The sequence below is a fragment of the Asticcacaulis sp. W401b genome, assembly GCF_046503825.1.
Lineage (GTDB): Bacteria > Pseudomonadota > Alphaproteobacteria > Caulobacterales > Caulobacteraceae > Asticcacaulis.
Map to the genome: position 1 here is coordinate 31,878 of NZ_JBKFEE010000009.1, position 18,509 is coordinate 50,386.

Here is an 18,509-nt window from a genome sequence, read left to right on the forward strand (position 1 = left end):
CAGAGCTATTTTCAGGAGGGGGAGCGCTCTGGATACGGTCGGAACGGGTTCCCGCGAACGGGAACCCGCGGGAGGCTTAGAAGGTCGCACGCGCTGTCAGCGTGATCGTGCGGCCGTCATAGTCAATCCAGCGAACAAAGCGCTCGTCGTTTTCGTACTCGTAGCGCATTTCGTCGGTGACGTTGTAGGCATCAAGGGAGATGCTGAACCGGTCGGTCACGTTGTACGAAGCCGACAGGTCAAGCTGCCCACGTTCCTTCACCGAACGTGCAGCGCCCGTATAGGTGCCGTTCGCGTTCAGAGGATAATCGGTGCGATAGTTATAGATCGCGCGAATACCGTATTTGGGCGTCTCATAGAAAACGATGGCGTTCATCGCGTGCTTGGAAATACCCGGGAAGGGTGCGATAGCGGGGCTCTTAGAGTCTGTGTAGGCGTAGTTGAAGCTTCCCCCAAAGTTCTTCCAGAAGCCCGGCAGGAAGTCGAGGTTCTGCTGGATGTTGAACTCAAGGCCCTCAACCGTCGTATCGCTGTCGAGGTTGTAGGCACCCGACGAGTTTACGTGCACGACCTTAGCGGCCGAGGACAGGCTGGTCGCCGTGCAGTACTGGCCGTCCCAAGAGAGAGGTCCAAAACCCCAGGTCGAGCCATCCGCCGGGCAAAGGATCGCCGGGTCCGAGGTGCCGACGACCCGACCGGTGATAACCTTCTTGAAGTAGGCAAGCGAGATCACGCCGCCGGGGCGGTTATACCATTCCAGCGACAGGTCATACGAATCGGCTAGGTATGGCTTCAGCTTGTTGTTGCCGATGCGCACACTCACGTCATAGACGCTCGTGGTGGGCGTGGACAGGGTGGCGTTAAGTACTTGTGACGGCGTAATACGCGTTACAGGCGAATACTGTCTCGGCTGCGGACGTACATAGGTCTTGTAGTAGGCCCCGCGCAGGATCAGATCATCACGCAGCTCGGCGGCGAAGATGGCCGAGGGCAGCCAGAAGTCGTAGCTGTTCTCGATTTGCTGCCACTTGAAGTTCGCCAACGATCCGACCGAATTTGTGAACGGCGTGATAACATCGTACGAGTCGATGGTGTTTTCCGTAGATTCGTAGCGAGTACCAAAGTTCCCGTGAACACGGCGACCGAGGATTTCAGTGTCGTATTTGAATTGGATATATGCCTGGCTGACCGTGTTTTCGGTGTTATAGTTGTAGTCAGCAAAGGCACCGTCAGCATATTGAATGTTGAAGCCAGCCGTCGTCAGCCCGCCGCCCGAAGGCGTATAGGGCGTAACCGGCTTCACTGCGGAAATAAAACGTTCCGCGTCGAACGTGATCCAGTTGCGAGTGATGTTCGCCTTCCCACCCATGAAGTCATCGACGAAGGACGGGGTATAGACCATGTCCGCCGTGATGTTCTGCATCTGCAGACCAAAGCCCATGTTTCGGAAGCCGCGCGACTTGAAGCTGTTTTTCAGCAGCATCACTCCGCCTTTGACGCTGGTGACCGGACCAAACTTTACAAAACGCTCGACATTGACCTGGGCCGAATTGACCGTTTCCTCAGCCAGCGACTCCGACCCCGACAGGCTGAAGTAGTAGACACCGCCCGGCTGAAGATAGCCGGCGGGATCAGACGCGTTGGCGTTAATGGCGTTCGAAGCGCCCTGCCAAACCCACCCTGTGGTGAACAGACGGTTGGCCGGTGTTGGGGTTACGGTGTAGTTGAAACGATCAATATCACCAAAGCCCGTGGTGATGGTACCGCTTACGCCATTGGTCCCACCCGTAACGGAATTGGTCTGGAGGTTAAGCTCGGTTTCAATCGACGAGTTTTCACCCTTTGATAGGGCCAAGACACCATCAATCTTCCACGTTTCGTCTGACCACTCTGCGTTGGCGACAACACCGCCCGCCTTTTGGTGCTGACCATACTGACGGGTGGAAATCTTGGCCGGAAAGTTATTGTGGGTTACGGTTTCATAAAGCCAGCGACCGTCTGAGGTCTGAACCGGCGTACCAGAAGGCGTCATTGTACCCGCACCAGACCACACAGCGTTGATCAGGAAGTGCTGGGTCGTCTTCGGTAGGTCGCGATCGGTGTAGTAGCCGACAATACCGAGCTTAGTATTATCATTGGGACGCCACTCTGCGCCACCCGACGCCGTCCAAAGATCACCTTCGTTTGTGCGTGTGTACTGACGGATAGCATCCAGCGCATAGACGCCGGTATTGCCTTTCGAACCCGTGGTCGCCGTGTTGAAGTTTTGGCCAGTCGTGGCCCCGACAGCGTCATTCAGCGTGCGACAGAACGAACCCGAAGACGGGCAGGCCGTCGCCGAATAATAGTCGCCGTACGTGGCAGCGAACTGCGACTGCGTCAACCCGGTCAGGCTTGGCGTCAGGCGGCTGTAGCCGTTAAAGCGCAGTGTATCGCGACGGAAGTTTTCTTTGCGATAAGCCACGGTGCCAAAAACCGCGAGGTTTTCTGCCAAGCGCTTGTTGTAGCCAACCGTGAAAGCCGGCGCTGTCGTGCCGCCAACTTCGTTATACTCATACGACGCCTTGAAAAGTCCCCCCTCCTGACGCGAAAGTGCGCCAGCGATCTGCATGTCCACGTTACCCGATAGACCGCCCGAGGGCGCATTGGCCATCGGGGACTTCTGAATCACGAAAGCCGAGAAGATGTCAGAGTTGAACGCACCCAAGGGCGTGCCCTGATCATTCGCTAACGACGGCGGAGAAGCAAAGGCGATACCATTGATCGTCGTTTGCGCATAGGAGCCCGGCATGCCGCGGACATTAATCGTCGCGTTACGCCCTTCGGCTTCCCGGTTGATCTGTACGCCAGGAACACGTTGCAAGGCTTCGCCGACGTTCAGATCCGGAAAGCGACCCAGGCCATCAGAAGCAATACCGTCAGAAATTTCGATGTTGTTCCGCTTCGCACGGACCGCATCCATGTAGCTTTTCTTGAAGCCGGTAACTACAACCGTCTCGACCTCACCCTCGCTTTGCGCGCCGGCTTCCTGTGCTTGCGCGGCTGCGGCACCGCAACCCATCAGCATGGTGGCGCCAAGAAGGATGGATTTCGTCCCTCTAACGTATGACCGCAATTTCATCTCTAACTTCTCCTGGGATATCTGGCCTTACTCAACTGAGCGGCATGACCTTGGTGCAATTCCATCCTGCGGCCCTGTTCTGCGATTGTTGCAAGGTAAAGATCCGGATTCAGACCTTGTTAATCTCCCTGCCCGCAACACAGATTTTAAAGTCGCGGCTTACTCAACTTAAGCATTCTCTGCTTTTTCTATCATCTTTATTGACGACGCCTGCAGGACAACTTAGTGAGCCAGGGGCGTCAATCGTGGCTGAATATGCGCCGAATAATTGGCCTGTCAATTTGTAATATGCCTGACATAAACGATTTTTGCGCGCCAATTTGGCCGCAATTGCGAAATGGTTCCGCTATCATTTTTTTTATTATTATTTTTCAGATAATTAAATTTTTCGCGCTTACAAATAAAAGGTCAACCAAATTAGAAATTTGACAAAACAGTGTCTCATATATGACACAAACAAAAATGCCGACGGTATAAAACTGGGCCAAAACGGTTTGGTTTGCCAATGTTTGGGCAGGAATCGCCTGCCGGACGAACGGATAGGTCAAACCAATATTGGCCCGCCAAAGCGCTGACCTGAGCGCTCAGTACCGGCCTCGCCAGACGCAAGCGCACCGCGTTTACCGACGTCCCGCGTGGGGATCACAAACCCCTGCAACCGATTCAGCTTGCGATGAAATTTATAAAAATACATTTCTAACAATATTTTAGAATTTTAACCCTCAACCACGTCGGTTGTGTCGCACATGTCTGCACGGAAAAAAGCGACACGGTTTTGATATAAAAAATTGACAGGCCAATTTTTTGACGCATAGACTGCCCTCATCGCCACCCTTACCGGCGGCACAGAATTATCGGGCTGAATCAAATATTAAATGCGATATTTCTTCGGTTCAGCAGTAAATCCGGCCCGTCATTCAGCCCTTGTTTCCCATAAGACAGCGTAATCAGGGCCGGTTGCTGTTCGCGTTCTTTCCTCCGTTGAGACCCTGCAATGCCCGCACTTAGCCGCCGGACGTTCCTTTCAACCTCAATGGCCACGGCGACCGCGCTGGGCCTTATGCCTGTGGCGCGCGCCGAAGCCGCCACGCCCTCCGCTGCTGAGGGTGTACTCAAGCGCTTTCTGGGTAGGGATGCCGCGCGTGTACGTCTGACGCTGGATGCCTCCGGCACCGCTCCTTGGTACGCGGCCAAAAGCACAGGCGCTGGCGTCACTATCACAGGCAATTCACCGGTGGCCCTGACGCACGGGGCCTATAGCTACCTCAAGAGTGCAGGCGCGGCCAATCTGAGCTGGGAAGGCGACCGCGTCGCCCTGCCCGCGCGCCTGCCGGCCGCCACAGGCGCAAAGGTCGAAAGCCCGTTCGCCCACCGCGTCTATATGAATACCTGCACCTTTGGGTACACGACGCCCTTCTGGGACTGGGCGCGCTGGGAGCGCGAACTGGACTGGATGGCGCTGCACGGCATCGACATGCCGCTGGCCATGGAAGGACAGGAATATGTCTGGCAGGCCCTGTGGCGCGAACTGGGCCTCAGCGACGCCGAATTGGCTGACTACTTCTCAGGCCCCGCCTTCACGCCCTGGCACCGCATGGGCAATATCGAAGGCTATCTGGCCCCTGTGCCGCAGGCGTGGATCGAGAAGAAACACAAACTCCAGGTGCAGATTCTGGGCCGCATGAAAGAGCTGGGCATGACGCCCATCCTCCCGGCCTTTGGTGGCTATGTGCCCAAGGCCTTTGCGCAGAAGCACCCCGAGGCGCGCATCTATCCCATGCGCCCTTGGGAAGGCTTCCATGAAACCTACTGGCTCGATCCGGCCGATCCGCTGTTTGCCAAGATCGCCGCACGTTACATTGCGCTCTACACTGATACCTATGGCGAAGGCCGCTACTATCTGGCCGATTCCTTCAATGAGATGCTGCCGCCCATTTCGCACGACGGTTCGGACGTTAAGGCCGCCAAGTACGGCGACTCGACCGCCAATACGAAGGAAACGGAGACCGTCGTCGATCCGGCGGTGAAGGTTGAGCGCCTCGCCGCCTATGGTAAGGCCATCTATGATTCCATACGTCAGGCCCGGCCCGACGCCGTGTGGACCATGCAGGGCTGGCTGTTCGGGGCTGACAAGCACTTCTGGACGCCGGACGCCATCGGGGCCTTCCTGCGCGACGTGCCGCAGGACAGGCTGATGATCCTCGATATCGGCAATGACCGCTATCCCGGCGTCTGGCAATCGAGCAACGCCTTTCAGGGCAAGCCGTGGATTTACGGCTATGTGCACAATTACGGCGCGTCCAACCCCGTCTATGGCGATCTCGGCTTCTACCGCGACGACATCAGGGGCCTTCTGGCGCGCAAGGATACGGGCGATCTCAAGGGCTTCGGCCTCTTCCCCGAAGGCCTGCACAACAATTCCATCGTCTATGAATATGCCTATGATCTGGCCTGGGGTCAGACCGATCAGACGGTGGCCGAATGGCTCAGCACCTATCTGAAAAGCCGCTATGGTCAGGTGACGCCCGCTCTCATTTCGGCGTGGAGCACCTATGTCGAGGCGGCGTTTTCGACGCGCTACTGGACGCCGCGCTGGTGGCGCAGCAAGGCCGGGGCCTACCTGCTGTGCAAACGCCCGACGGCGGATATGGTCGAGTTCGAGGGCCATCCGGGCGACCGTAAAAAGCTGCGCTCAGCCGTCACGGCCTTCCTGTCGCTGAAAGGCTTTGAAGGCTCGGCGCTTTATCGCCACGACGTGATTGATGCCGTGCGTCATCTGGTCTCCGAAGAGATCGACGACCGTCTGATCGCCGCCATGAAGGCCTATAAGGCGGGCGACGTAAAAACCGGCGACGCCCTGCGCGAAGAGATCAGCGCGCTGGTCACGCAGGTCGATACGCTGATGGGGGCGCAGCCCGACACGCTGGCCAGCTGGATAGATGAAGCGCGCGCTTACGGCGATACGCCCGACGAAAAGGCCTACTATGTGCTGAATGCCAAGGCGCAGGTGACGGTCTGGGGTGGCAAGGGCAATCTCAACGACTATGCCTCAAAGGCGTGGCAGGGGCTCTATAAGGACTTCTACCTGCCGCGCTGGATGAAGCTGCTGGCCGCCTTGCGCGCCTCGGCAAGCGGGGGCGCGCCCTTCGATCAGAAGGCCTTTACCCGCGACCTGATCGGCTGGGAGCAGGCGTGGGTCAGGGCTGATATCGCCTTCAAGCGCCATGCGCCGAAACAGCCGCTCAACGCCGCCCGCGCTCTGCTGGCGCAACTGGGGACCAAGGCATGAGTGCGGCCCGCTACACCGCCCTCGATGTGTTTCGCGGCCTGACGGTCTGCGTCATGATCGTGGTCAACACCTCGCCCGCCGGGGCCGAGCCGTTTGCACAGCTTCAGCATGCGCAGTGGTTTGGCTTTACGCTGACCGATCTGGTCTTCCCGTCGTTTCTGTTCGCCATCGGCAATTCGATGGTCTTCGCCTTCCGCAAGCCTCTGCCCCAGAAAGAGTTTCTGCTGAAGGTGCTGAAACGCTCAGCCCTGATCTTCCTGCTGGGCTATCTGATGTACTGGTTCCCCTTCGTGCATCAGACGCCGGACGGAGCCTGGGCCTTCAACGACATCGGCCATACGCGCATCATGGGCGTGCTTCAACGCATCGCGCTGTGTTACCTGTTTGCGTCTTTGGCGGCGCGCTATCTGTCGGTGCGCGGTCTGGTGATCCTGAGCGCGGTGCTGCTGTTCGGTTATTGGGGCCTGCTCTACGCCTTCACACCCGCCGCCGACGCGCTCACCATGACCGGCAATCTGGGGGCGAAGATCGACCAGTTCGTGCTGGGGCTCGATCACATGTACCGCGGCGGCGCCAAGGGCTATGAGCCCGAAGGGCTGCTCTCGACCCTGCCCGCCATCGTCAATGTGCTGGCCGGCTATCTGTGTGGCCGTCTGATCCTCGACAGCGAGGACCGTCGGCGCACCGTCATGATCCTCAGCGGGGCCGGGCTGGCGCTGGTCGCGGCGGCTCTGGTGTGGAATTTTGGCTTCCCCTTCTCCAAGCGCCTGTGGACCTCGTCCTTTGTGGTGCTGACCATCGGGCTCGACTGCCTGATCCTGTCCGGCATCATCGCCTATGTCGATCTGGCCAAACGGCGCGAGGGTCTGGGCTTCTTTGAGACCTTCGGGCGCAATCCGCTGGTCATCTATCTGTTCTCAGAACTTCTGGTCACCGTCCTGCAAACCTTCAAGAATGCTGACGGACATGGGCTTTACGACCTGATCGGCCTGCACGTGTTCCAGACGCCGTTGACCGGCTCGTGGGGCGCGCTGGCCTGCGCCGTCTGTTACATGCTGGTCTGCTGGGCTCTGGGCTGGTGGATGGACCGCAAACACCTCATTATCAAACTCTGATCCGGGTAACCGGACCGTCCTGTTTCTGTTATAAGCGTGACTATCATGAGCGATATCATCCCTCCCCTCTACTATATCGGCGTTGATGGCGGCGGCACGCGCTGCCGGGCGCGCCTGCGCAACCGCGCCGGTCAGGTGCTGGGCGAAGGCTATGGCGGCGCGGGCAATATCCGTCTGGGTCTGGGGCTTGTGTGGCGCAACATCATGGCCGCCGTCGATGAAGCCCTGTCGCAGGCGCAGCTCACCCATGCCGACCTGCCTGACATCCATATCGGTCTGGGGCTGGCCGGGGTCACCTCGGCCACCAGCGCGCAGGTGACGGTCGATGCCGGGCCGGATTTCGGCGCAATCTCGGTGGCCAGCGACGCACACGCCGCCTGTCTGGGGGCGTTTTCGGGCAAGGACGGGGCCATTCAGATCTGCGGCACGGGCAGCGCGGGCTATATCCTCAGCGACGGCGTGGGTCACGGGATCGGCGGCTGGGGTTTCGAAGTCGGTGATGACGGCTCGGCGGCGGGGCTTGGCCGGGCAGCACTCAGGGCGGCGCTGCGGGGCTTTGACAAGATCGCCCCAGCGACCGATTTCACGCGCGAAATGATCGCCTCCTTTGGCGGGCAGCCCGCCGACGTGATCGCCTTTGTCACCACGGCGACGCCCAGCGATTACGGCGCGATGGCTCCCACCATCATGGCCTATGCCGAAAAGGGTGATCTGGTCGCCACGGCTCTGGTGCGCGCGGTGGCCGAAGATATCGGGCTTTATCTGCGTCGCCTGCACCATCTGGGGGCCAAACGCATCGCGCTTGTCGGCGGTCTGGGTGAGCCGATCCGCCCCTGGCTTTCGACACGCGACGCAGCCCTCCTCAGCGAGCCGGAACAGGACGCCGTCGAAGGGGCCATCCTTCTGGCCAGAGGGGCCAGCAACGGTCTGGCCTCGCCCGGCAAGATTCTCGTTTAACCCGATTTTTCGTCCTCCCCGAAACACCGGACAAAGCGTGTGCCGGCTTCGGCAACTGGGCGCATCCTCTCCAAATTCCGGACTTTTGAGAGGATGCACCTCTTTTATGATTGCGTGACCGATGACACCCAACCGACGCACCGCAATGGCCAGCCTCCCCGTTATCGGCATGGCCAGCACTCTGGCGGCCCCGGTCGCCGCCACCACCCCGGCACCAAACAGCCCGCGTCAGCGTCTGCGCCTTGATGACGGCTGGCGCTTTCACTTCGGCCATGCCGAAGACCTGGAGCGCGATTTCGGTTTTGGGGCCAATCAACGCACCCTCGCCAAACATGGCCGCAGCGGTGCCAAGCCCGACGCGGCCGATTATAACGATTCGACCTGGCGGTCCGTCATCCTGCCACACGACTGGGCGGTCGAACTGCCCTTCGTCAATAACGAAGACTATCGCCGCAACCCGGCGGACAAGGACGATGAGGACTACGCCGCCGCGCATGGCTATAAGCCCATCGGGCGCAAGTTTCCGGAAACGTCAGTGGGGTGGTATCGCCGCCTGATCACGCTGGATAAGGCCGATGCGGGCCGCTGCCTGTGGCTGGAGTTCGACGGCGTGTTCCGCGACGCCACCATCATCTTCAACGGCTATGTGCTGGAGCGTCACGACAGCGGCTACACCTCCTTCCGCGTTGATATCAGCGACTTTATCAATACAGACGACACGCCCAATGTGCTGCTGGTGCGCGTTGATGCCTCCTATGGCGAAGGCTGGTTCTACGAAGGGGCCGGCATCTATCGCCATCTATGGCTGGTCAAGGCCGACCCCGTGCACGTGCCGCAATGGGGTGTGTTTGTGCGGCCGCAGACGACCGGCACGGTCGAAGCCACGGTCGATCTCGTCAACCGCAGCGACACGCCCCGCATCGCCACGCTCGATGTCACGGGACTGGACAAGGACGGCACCGCGGTCGCCACGACGCGCCAGACGGTCGAACTGACAGCGCAATCCACGACGCCCCGCGAGGTGCGCCTCACCCTGCCACAGCCGCAGTTGTGGTCCATCGACAGCCCCTACCTCTATACCCTGCGGGTGGAGGTGACGACGGAGGGAACCCGCGATCTCTATACGCTGCGTTTCGGCCTGCGCGACCTGCGTTTTGATGCCAAAGAGGGCTTCTTCCTCAATGGCAAACCGGTCAAGATCAAGGGCACCAACAACCATCAGGACCATGCCGGGGTGGGCGCGGCCATTCCCGATGCGCTTCAGGTGTGGCGTCTGAAACAGCTTAAGAGTCTGGGCTCCAACGCCTATCGCACCTCGCACAATCCGCCGACGCCGGAACTGCTTGATGCCTGCGACGAACTGGGCCTGCTGGTCATTGATGAGGTGCGCCAGATGACCTCCAGCCGTCAGGGCCTGAGCGAGCTTGAGGCCCTGATCCGCCGCGACCGCAACCACCCCAGCGTCATCCTGTGGTCTATCGGCAATGAGGAACCGCAGCAGATGACGCCGCGCGGCCTGAAGGTCGCTAAAAGCATGGCGCGGCGCATCCGTGAGCTTGACCCGACGCGCAAGGTCAATGCGGCCATGAACAAGGGCTTTGGCGACGGCATTACGACGGCGCTGGACGTCATCGGCTTCAACTATCACGAAGCCCAGATTGAGCCCTTCCGCGCGCGCTTCCCCGACATGCCGATCATCGGCACCGAAACGGCCAGCGCGGTGTCCACCCGCGGTGAATACAAGACCGACGCCAAACGGCAGGTCGTGGCCTCCTACGATACCGAACACCCCTATTGGGGGGCGACGGCGGAAAGCTGGTGGAGCCTCTATAATTCAAAGCCTTACCTGCTGGGCGGTTTCATCTGGACCGGGTTCGACTATCGCGGTGAACCGACGCCCTTTAACTGGTGGCCGTCGGTCGCCTCCAATTTCGGCGTCTTCGACAGTTGCGGCTTCCCCAAGGACATCTATCACTATTACCGCGCCTGGTGGCAGGACGAACCCGTGCTGCACCTTTTGCCGCACTGGAACTGGAGCGAAGGCGAGACGGTTTCGGTCTGGGCCTACTCCAACTGCGATGAGGTCGAACTGTTCCTCAATCGCCAGTCGCTGGGCCGTCAGACAATGCGGCGCGACTCGCATCTGGAATGGGCCGTGCCTTTTACGCCGGGCACCCTTACCGCCTATGGCTATAAGGGCGGCAAGGTGGTGATGAAGACCGAGCGCAAGACCGCCGGTGCGCCCCATCGTCTGGTCCTCAGCGCCGATCGGACGCAACTGAGCGCCGACGGTCAGGACGTGGCCATGATCAGCGTCAGCGCCGTGGACAAGGCCGGTGTGCCCGTGCCGCTGGCTAACGATCTGATCCAGTTTGCTCTGACCGGTCCGGGTCGCCCGATCGGCGTCGGCAACGGCAATCCCAACAGCCACGAACCGGACAAGGCCGCCTATCGCCGCCTCTTCAACGGCTATGCGCAGGCCATTGTTCAAACGACCAGGACCGGTGGACGCTTCACATTTGAGGCCCGCGCCGAAGGCGTGACCCCCGCTTCCCTCACCTTCACTTCGCGATAGAGGACGCCATGACCTTTAAACTCAGTACCGCCCTCCTGCTGCTCACGGCGACGCAGGCCCTTGCCGGTGAGCCGATCAGCACGCGCTTTAATGCCGACCCGTCGCCGCACGTCTTCAATGGCAAGGTCTATCTCTACGCCACGGATGATGCTTCCAACTCCGGCAAATACTGGGATTCGACAAGCTGGCGGCTCTACACCTCGGACGACCTGAAAACCTGGCGCGACGACGGGTCGTTTCTGAGCGTCACCGTGTTCAAATGGGCGCGCCCGGATGCCAAGGCCTGGGCCCCCGAAGCCGCCTATCGCAACGGCAAATACTATTTCTACGCCCCTGTGGGCGGCGATAAGATTGGCGTGGCCGTGGCCGATAGCCCGGCCGGGCCGTTCAAGGACGCGCGCAGCGACGCCCTGATCGACAAGGCGCGCGATGCCAATGCCGGGGACGAGCCTATCGACCCGCAGGTGCTGATCGACGATGACGGTCAGGCCTATCTGACCTTTGGCACCCGTGTGCCCAAGATCGTCAAGCTCAACGCCGATATGACCTCGCTGGCCGGCCCGATTGAAAATCTGCTCATCGAGGGCTTTCCGGCAAATGACCCCAAGAAAAAGTACGGTGAGGCCCCGTTCCTGCACAAGCATAAGGGCCTCTATTACTTCAGCTTTTCGACCGGATGGCCAGGGCAGATCGTCTATGCCACCTCAAAGACGCCGATGGGGCCCTATACCTATCGCGGTGTGATCTTCGACTATCTGAAAATTTCGACCAACCATCAGGCGATTATCACCTTCAAGGGTAAGCCGTGGTTCTTCTATCACGACAACCTGTTGCCCGGCGGTGGCGATCACAAGCGCTCCATCGCCATCGAACCGCTGCGTTATAATCGCGACGGCACGATCCGCGAGGTCAAGGTAAAGCCCTGAACGCCTACTTCAGGGTAAGCACGATCAGCGATCTGGCCGGCTGCGTCAGCACCAGATACCCGTTTTCGAGCCGTGCCCCGTCAAAGGGGTGCGGCTTTACGGTGTCTGGGCGCCCGAAATCATTGTGGGCGTCCATCTCACCCGCCGTCAGTATGTGCGCGCTGAGCGTCTGAACCCGCAGGTCGCGCAGGTCGAGACGCATCTCCACAGCCTCGTGTGGTGACAGATTGCTCAGCGCCACCAGATAGTCACCGTTGGTCGCGCGCGCCGCCGCCCCGCTGAGCGATGGCATCCAGGTGGTGCCGACCTTGATATCCGGGGCCGCCAGCCGCAACGGCAGGGCGGTCGCCTCCTGAAACGGCACGTACATCTGATAGGCGTAATAGGTCGGCGTCAGCACCATCTGCGGCCCGCGCGTCAGGATGAGCGATTGCAGGACGTTGACCGTCTGGGCGATATTGGCCATGCGCACGCGGTCGGCGTGACGGATGAAGATGTCGAAATTCACCGCCGCCACCAGAGCATCACGCAGGCTGTTCTGCTGATAGAGGTGGCCGGGATCGGTGCCCGGCTCAACCGTGTACCAGGTGCCCCATTCGTCGATAAACAGCGCCACCCGTTTTTGCGGATCATGGGCGTCCATCACGCGGGAATGGGCGGTAATATAGTCGTCCATTTTCAGAGTCTGAACGAAGGTATCGGCCCAGTCCTGCGCGTCGAAACCCGTGGCGGGCTTTGTCACATCGACATTGCCGGTGGGCGAGGTGTAGTAGTGGACAGACAGCGCGTCCATATTCTCCAGCGCCTCAGCCATCACGGCGTCGGTCCATTCGGTCAGGCCGTTCTTGGCCCCTACGGCGACGCGGGTTGCCGCCTGACCGGGCTGCGGATGATAAAAGGCGGTAAAGCGCATGAAGTCGCGCCCGTACTGCTGCGGCGTCATCTTGCCACCGCAGCCCCAGTATTCGTTGCCAATCCCGATGAACCTGACCGGCCACGGCTTGTCACGGCCATTGCGGCGGCGTTCCTGCGCCAGCGCATCCTCACCGTCCGAGGTCATATATTCGATCCACTGGCGCATCTCGGTCGGCGTGGAGGCGCCGACATTCATCGACACATAGGCGTCGGCCCCGATCTGCTCGACAAAGTCGAAATATTCATGCGTGCCAAAGGCATTGGTTTCCGGCGATCCGGCCCACCAGTTGTTCTTGCGCGCCGGGCGTTTGGCCCGCGGGCCGATACCGTCACGCCAGTTATATTCATCGGCAAAGCAGCCGCCGGGCCAGCGCACGACCGGCACGTGGATGGCCTTCAGTGCACCCACCACATCGCTGCGGATGCCACGCACATTGGGTATGCGGCTGTCCGGTCCGACCCAGATGCCCTCATAGATGCCGCGCCCCAGATGCTCGGAAAACTGGCCGAAGATGTAGCGGCTGATGACCGGGCCCGACGGTTCAGCCATCAGCACACCGGAGGCGCGCAGCGGCTCGGCCAGCACAGCCCCGGCCATAAGGCATCCGCTCAGGACCATACCCGCCAGATAACGCCAGGGGTTTACGCTTACGCTCAGATCGTGTCTCATGCCCCTATCCCGAAAGCAGCCGTAACGCCCAATTTGGCCAACCAATTTGGTAGACCTGACGAAAGTGGTCTGTCAATTCAATTTGCGGACGCCCTCGCGGCTCACAAAACGGTATTGGGCCCAAATCAAACCTTGAGCGCGCATCAAAACTCGCCATAATATACTCAGACTAATAATAAGACCTCCGGAGGATAACATGCGCATCTCACGTCGGGCCTTTGCGGCCCTTACCGGCTCCTCACTTGCGGCCGCGACCAGTGCCGCCCGTGCCAAGGGGCTGAGCGCGCTCGACGCCAACGGGCATGTGATCCGCCTCCCGGCGCCCGATACACCGGGCTTTCACTATCAGCGGCTGAGCGAAGGCGTGCAGTTTTACCTGAACGGCGTCACCAAGACGGTCCTCTTCTATGGCCCCGCCACGGTGCGGGTGAATGCGCACCTCGGCAAAAACCACTGGACCAACAAAAGTATCGTCATCCTCGGCCACCCCAAATCCGTCGCCTTTCAGATCGAGGACGGCAAGGCCACGCTGCGGATCAAAAGCGCGGCCCTGAGCATAGACATCGACAAGGCGTCGGGCGCGCTGAGCTTCCTCGCTGCCGATGGCCGCCTCTATACGCGCGAACGCGCCACGTCACCGCAGGCCATTCGCCCGGTCACCTTGCAGGACGCCCCCAGCTATGAGATCGAAAACAGCTTCACCCTGAAACCCGGCGAAGGCATTTATGGCTTTGGCTATGTCAACGAAGCGACGCTGAACCGTCGCGGTCAGAACCTGCTTCTGGTGCAAACCAATACCGGCATCATCATCCCGGTCATGGTGTCGTCCGAAGGCTACGGCATCTTATGGGACACCTATTCCAAGATGCGCTTTTCTGACGGCGCGGACGGCGCGACGCTGTGGGCCGAAAGCGCTCCGGGCGGGGTGGATTACTACTTCATGGGCGGCGGCAGCGCCGATAAGGTCATCGCCGCCTACCGCACCCTGACCGGGACCGCGCCCATGTATCCGAAACAGGCCTTTGGCCTGTTTATGAGCAAGGAACGCTACAAGACGCAGCAGCGTCTGGTCGAGGTGGCCGAGACCTTCCGCAAGGAGGGCTTCCCGCTCGATTATATCGTGCAGGACTGGCAATACTGGGGCTCAGACAAGGACGGTACGTGGAGCGGTATGATCTGGGACAAGGAACGCTTCCCTGATCCCGACGGCATGATCCGCAAAATCCATGATCTGCACCTGAAACTGATGATCTCCATCTGGCCGTCCGTCGGCAATGATACGGCGCTGGCGAAAGAACTCGACAGCTACGGCCTGCGTTTCAAGCCGCTGCACTGGATCTCCAAAAAGGCGCGCATCTATGACGCCTTCAGCGCCAAGGGCCGGCAGATCTATTTCAAGCACATCAAGCGCGGCCTGCTCGACAAGGGCGTCGATGCCCTGTGGATGGACGGCACCGAGGTCGAGGTAGGCACGGCCTGCTGGGACGCGGCCGAAGTGGAGGCCGATATCAAGGGCCTTGGCGTCAATGCCATGGGCGATTTTACGCGCTACCTCAACCCCTACACCCTGATGACGACGCAAGGCACCTATGACGGGCAGCGGGCCACCGGCAATAAGCGCGTGCTGACCCTGACACGCTCGGCCTGGGCCGGGGCGCAGCGCACGGCGGCCACCTCATGGTCAGGCGATATCTTCGCCAGTTGGAAGACCTTCGCCGAACAGATTTCCGGCGGCCTCAACGTCACCATTACCGGCAATCCCTACTGGACGCAGGATACGGGCGGCTTTTTCGTCACCACCTTCCCCGGCGGCGAAAAGAACCCGGCCTATAGAGAGCTGTTCGCCCGCTGGTTCCAGTTCGCGGTCTTCAACCCCCTGATGCGCGTGCACGGCACCAGTATCGAGCGCGAGCCCTATATTTTCAAGACACTGGACCCCACGGTCTATGCGGCGCTTCTGGAGGCCGTGCATCTGCGCTACCGCCTGCTGCCCTATATCTATAGCCTGAGCTGGCAGGTGACCGCCTCGCACTACACACTGATGCGCGCCCTGCCGATGGACTTCCCGCACGATCCGAAGGTGTACGACATCAACGACACCTTCATGTTCGGCCCGGCCTGTCTGGTGCAGCCGGTGACGCGCGCCATGTATAATCTTCAGGACCCGCCGGCGACCACTATCCCCGCATCGGCGCTGCGCACGCCGGACGGCCGACCGGGGCTGGCCGGGCAATATTTCGAGGGTGAGAATTTCGAGACGCCGAAGGGCAAGGTCATCGACGCCAGGCTCGATCACACCTGGCCGGGGCCGCCTCTGGCCGAAGCGCCGGGCGGCTTGAGTGATCTCAACAGCTTCTCCGCCCGCTGGGAAGGGCAGATTATTGCCCCGGAAGACGGCACGTTTGAACTGGGGCTGGAAGGTGATGACGGGTATCGCCTGTTTATCGACGGCAAGCTCTTGGTCGAAGACTGGGCGAATGGCGCCGCGCGTTATAATGGCACCAAGCTGACCCTGAAACAGGGACAGGCCGTCGCGGTGAAGATCGAATATTATCAGGCGACCGGCGGCCGATCCCTGCGTCTGGCGTGGCGCACGCCTGCCGATCTGCGCGCTATCGCTGAAAACCGCAAGGTCACCGATCTCAATACGCGTACCTACCTGCCCGCTTCGACCGGCTGGTACGACTTCTGGAGCGGTGAAAAGGTTGCGGGTGGTCAGAGCGTGACGCGCGAAACCCCGCTCAATGTGTTTCCGTTCTTCATCCGCGAAGGCTCGATCCTGCCTCTGGGGCCGGTCATGCAGTACGCCACCGAGCAACCCGATGCACCCTATGAGGTCCGCATCTATGCCGGGGCCGATGCCACCTTCACGCTCTATGAAGACGACAACGAAACCTATGACTACGAAAAGGGCGCCTATAGCACCTATGCGCTGAACTGGTCGCAGGCGACACAGTCCCTGACCATCGGGGCCCGCAAAGGCCGCTTCCCCGGCATGGTGCAACAACGCGAGCTGCGCCTTGTGCTGATCGACGGCCAAAATCCGCCGCGCACCCGCAGCCACCTCTATGACGGGCAAAAGGCCGTTTTGAGCTTTAAGGGTTAAACGAAAGGGGGCGTTTGCCCCCTTTCTTATCACACCACGCCGTAGATTTTCAGGACGACACCAAACTCATGGCTGGCCGCAGCCGGAACCTCGACGACCAGACCGTCAGCGCTCTGACGGAAGGTCAGCGGATCGTGGCTGCCCACCACCTCAACGCGCTTGACGCGCTTCTGAGCGCCCCCTTGCAGCGAGCGGATGGTGACCGTCTGTGCCGGTCGGCCCAGCGTGATCGCATAGAGGGCCTTGTCCTTCGTGGTGAAGCGCAGGTCTTCGGCAGTGAAGGGCTTCTGGGCGCTTTCGCCGAACATGCCCGCGCCGACCTGAGTCGGACCTTCGCCAAACACCCGCCACGGGCGCGTGCCGTAAATGGCCTCAGAGAAGCGTGACATCCACGACCCGATGCCTTCGACGATCTTGCGTTCTTCTGAGTCAATCGTGCCGTCCGGGCGCACCGGCACGCTGAGCAGCAGATTGCCGTTCTTGGAGACGATATCACACAGACGATGGATGACATCCGCCGCCGGGCGGTACGTCTTTTCGTCATACAGGCGGCGGTTATAGTGCCACTGCCCGATGCAGGTGCAGGTCTGCCACGGCCGCGAGTCGATGGCCGATTTCGAGCCCCGCTCGACATCGGCAACGATACCGCCATTGAACGGGCCGTGCGGCTTCATGTTGACGACGGCCTCGACCTTGCCGCCGTTCCATTTGGCTGAGGCATTGTAGAAGTGGGCGGTGATATCGAGCCCGACCTGCCCCAGCGGCAGGTCGAAATTATCGAAATAGACCATGTCCGGGCGATAGCTGTCGATCAGGTCCTTGCAGCGCAGATACCATTGGCGCGTAAAGGCCGGATTGCGCAGCGGCGGCTTTTCGTCCCACACCCGGTCATTCAGCTCGTGCCAGGCATTGGCGGTTGTGATGCTGTCGAAGCCATCGGGGAGCGGCATGACCGCACCACCATAAAGCTCTTGCGGATCAAGGCCTTCCCACCACTTGCCCTTGCCGTCTAGCTTGTTGAGCTTATAGGCGTCATAGCGCTCGCCTCGACGCGGGCCTTCGGGGTCGTAGCCATAGGCCGTCTGGAACCAGTGCCAGGCGTGGGCCGAGTGGTTGGAGACGCCAAAGCGCAAGCCCCGCTTACGCGCCGCCTTTTCCCAGATGCCGACAATGTCCTTGCGCGGGCCGATACGCGTCGAGTTCCAGTCATGGAAGCGCGAGGCATACATGTCGAAATTGTCGTGATGGTTGGCCATTGACATGAAGTATTTGGCCCCGGCGCTGACATAGAGATCAAGCAGCTCATCCGGGTTCCAGTTTTCCGCCTTCCAGCGCGGCAAAAGGTCCATAAACCCTGTATCCGCCGGGTGACCATAGGTCTTGACGAAGTGCTTATAGGACCCGCTGCCCTGAAGATACATTTCCCGCGCGTACCAGTCGCCCGCTTCCGGCACACACTGCGGCCCCCAGTGCGCCCAGATGCCGAACTTGGCGTCACGGAACCAGTCCGGCACCTGATACTGGCTTTCCAGCGACGCCCATTGCGGCTTGAAAGGCCCATCCGCAAGGGTGTCAAAGCCCGGTTCGACCAGCTCCGCCGCCCCGGCGGGCATGGCCGAGGCCAGCGCCAGACCGGCGCTGCCACGGAACCACTCGCGTTTCGTCATCTTCATGGCATCGTCCTTTTGTTTTATTTGGAAAACCGCTGATTATATCCAAACCTTATTTTGTCGGACTTTTTTTGACAAGCCTGAACTCAAGCGACGCATGTCGATTGCGCATAAAAAAGCAGTGTGGCCGAGGACCACACTGCTCACAGTCAGTTAGACATTGCG

9 protein-coding genes are annotated in these 18,509 nt (G+C 60.3%); 6 read left to right on the forward strand and 3 right to left on the reverse strand.

The genetic code is table 11. The features are described from left to right. Positions 1 to 76 precede the first annotated feature (76 nt). Positions 77 to 3,121 carry a TonB-dependent receptor gene (locus tag ACK8OE_RS15950; RefSeq protein ID WP_410273358.1) on the reverse strand — a complete coding sequence of 1,015 codons (3,045 nt, stop codon included), beginning with the start codon at positions 3,119 to 3,121 and terminating at the stop codon, positions 77 to 79. Between the two features lie 994 nt (positions 3,122 to 4,115). Here ACK8OE_RS15950 and ACK8OE_RS15955 point away from each other — a divergent pair. The 5 genes from ACK8OE_RS15955 (at position 4,116) to ACK8OE_RS15975 (ending at position 11,983) form a co-directional block, all read left to right on the forward strand. After that, positions 4,116 to 6,410, forward strand: coding sequence for an alpha-N-acetylglucosaminidase (locus ACK8OE_RS15955; RefSeq protein WP_410273359.1), 2,295 nt, complete (start codon positions 4,116 to 4,118; stop codon positions 6,408 to 6,410). Further along, the gene (locus ACK8OE_RS15960; protein WP_410273360.1) at positions 6,407 to 7,525 is read left to right on the forward strand and encodes an acyltransferase family protein; all 1,119 of its coding nucleotides are present in this window, start codon (positions 6,407 to 6,409) and stop codon (positions 7,523 to 7,525) included. Before ACK8OE_RS15955 ends, ACK8OE_RS15960 begins: the two co-directional genes overlap by 4 nt. Before the next feature lie 45 nt (positions 7,526 to 7,570). Further along, the gene (locus ACK8OE_RS15965; RefSeq protein ID WP_410273361.1) at positions 7,571 to 8,482 is read left to right on the forward strand and encodes a BadF/BadG/BcrA/BcrD ATPase family protein; all 912 of its coding nucleotides are present in this window, start codon (positions 7,571 to 7,573) and stop codon (positions 8,480 to 8,482) included. Positions 8,483 to 8,627: 145 nt separating this feature from the next. Continuing rightward, positions 8,628 to 11,057, forward strand: coding sequence for a beta-galactosidase GalA (gene galA, locus ACK8OE_RS15970; RefSeq protein WP_410273362.1), 2,430 nt, complete (start codon positions 8,628 to 8,630; stop codon positions 11,055 to 11,057). A gap of 8 nt (positions 11,058 to 11,065) precedes the next feature. After that, positions 11,066 to 11,983 carry a family 43 glycosylhydrolase gene (locus tag ACK8OE_RS15975; protein ID WP_410273363.1) on the forward strand — a complete coding sequence of 306 codons (918 nt, stop codon included), beginning with the start codon at positions 11,066 to 11,068 and terminating at the stop codon, positions 11,981 to 11,983. Between the two features lie 4 nt (positions 11,984 to 11,987). Here ACK8OE_RS15975 and ACK8OE_RS15980 read toward each other — a convergent pair whose 3' ends face one another. Further along, on the reverse strand, positions 11,988 to 13,568 hold the full coding sequence (locus ACK8OE_RS15980) for an alpha-N-arabinofuranosidase (protein WP_410273364.1): 1,581 nt from the start codon (positions 13,566 to 13,568) through the stop codon (positions 11,988 to 11,990). A gap of 196 nt (positions 13,569 to 13,764) precedes the next feature. Between ACK8OE_RS15980 and ACK8OE_RS15985 the strand changes: the two genes are divergently transcribed. Next, entirely contained in the window at positions 13,765 to 16,674 is a 2,910-nt protein-coding gene (locus ACK8OE_RS15985) for a TIM-barrel domain-containing protein (RefSeq protein ID WP_410273365.1), read from the forward strand. A 29-nt stretch (positions 16,675 to 16,703) separates the two neighbouring features. On the opposite strand, the gene ACK8OE_RS15990 is transcribed toward ACK8OE_RS15985, so the two are convergent. Then, positions 16,704 to 18,347, reverse strand: coding sequence for an alpha-L-fucosidase (locus ACK8OE_RS15990; RefSeq protein WP_410273366.1), 1,644 nt, complete (start codon positions 18,345 to 18,347; stop codon positions 16,704 to 16,706). Positions 18,348 to 18,509: the final 162 nt, after the last annotated feature.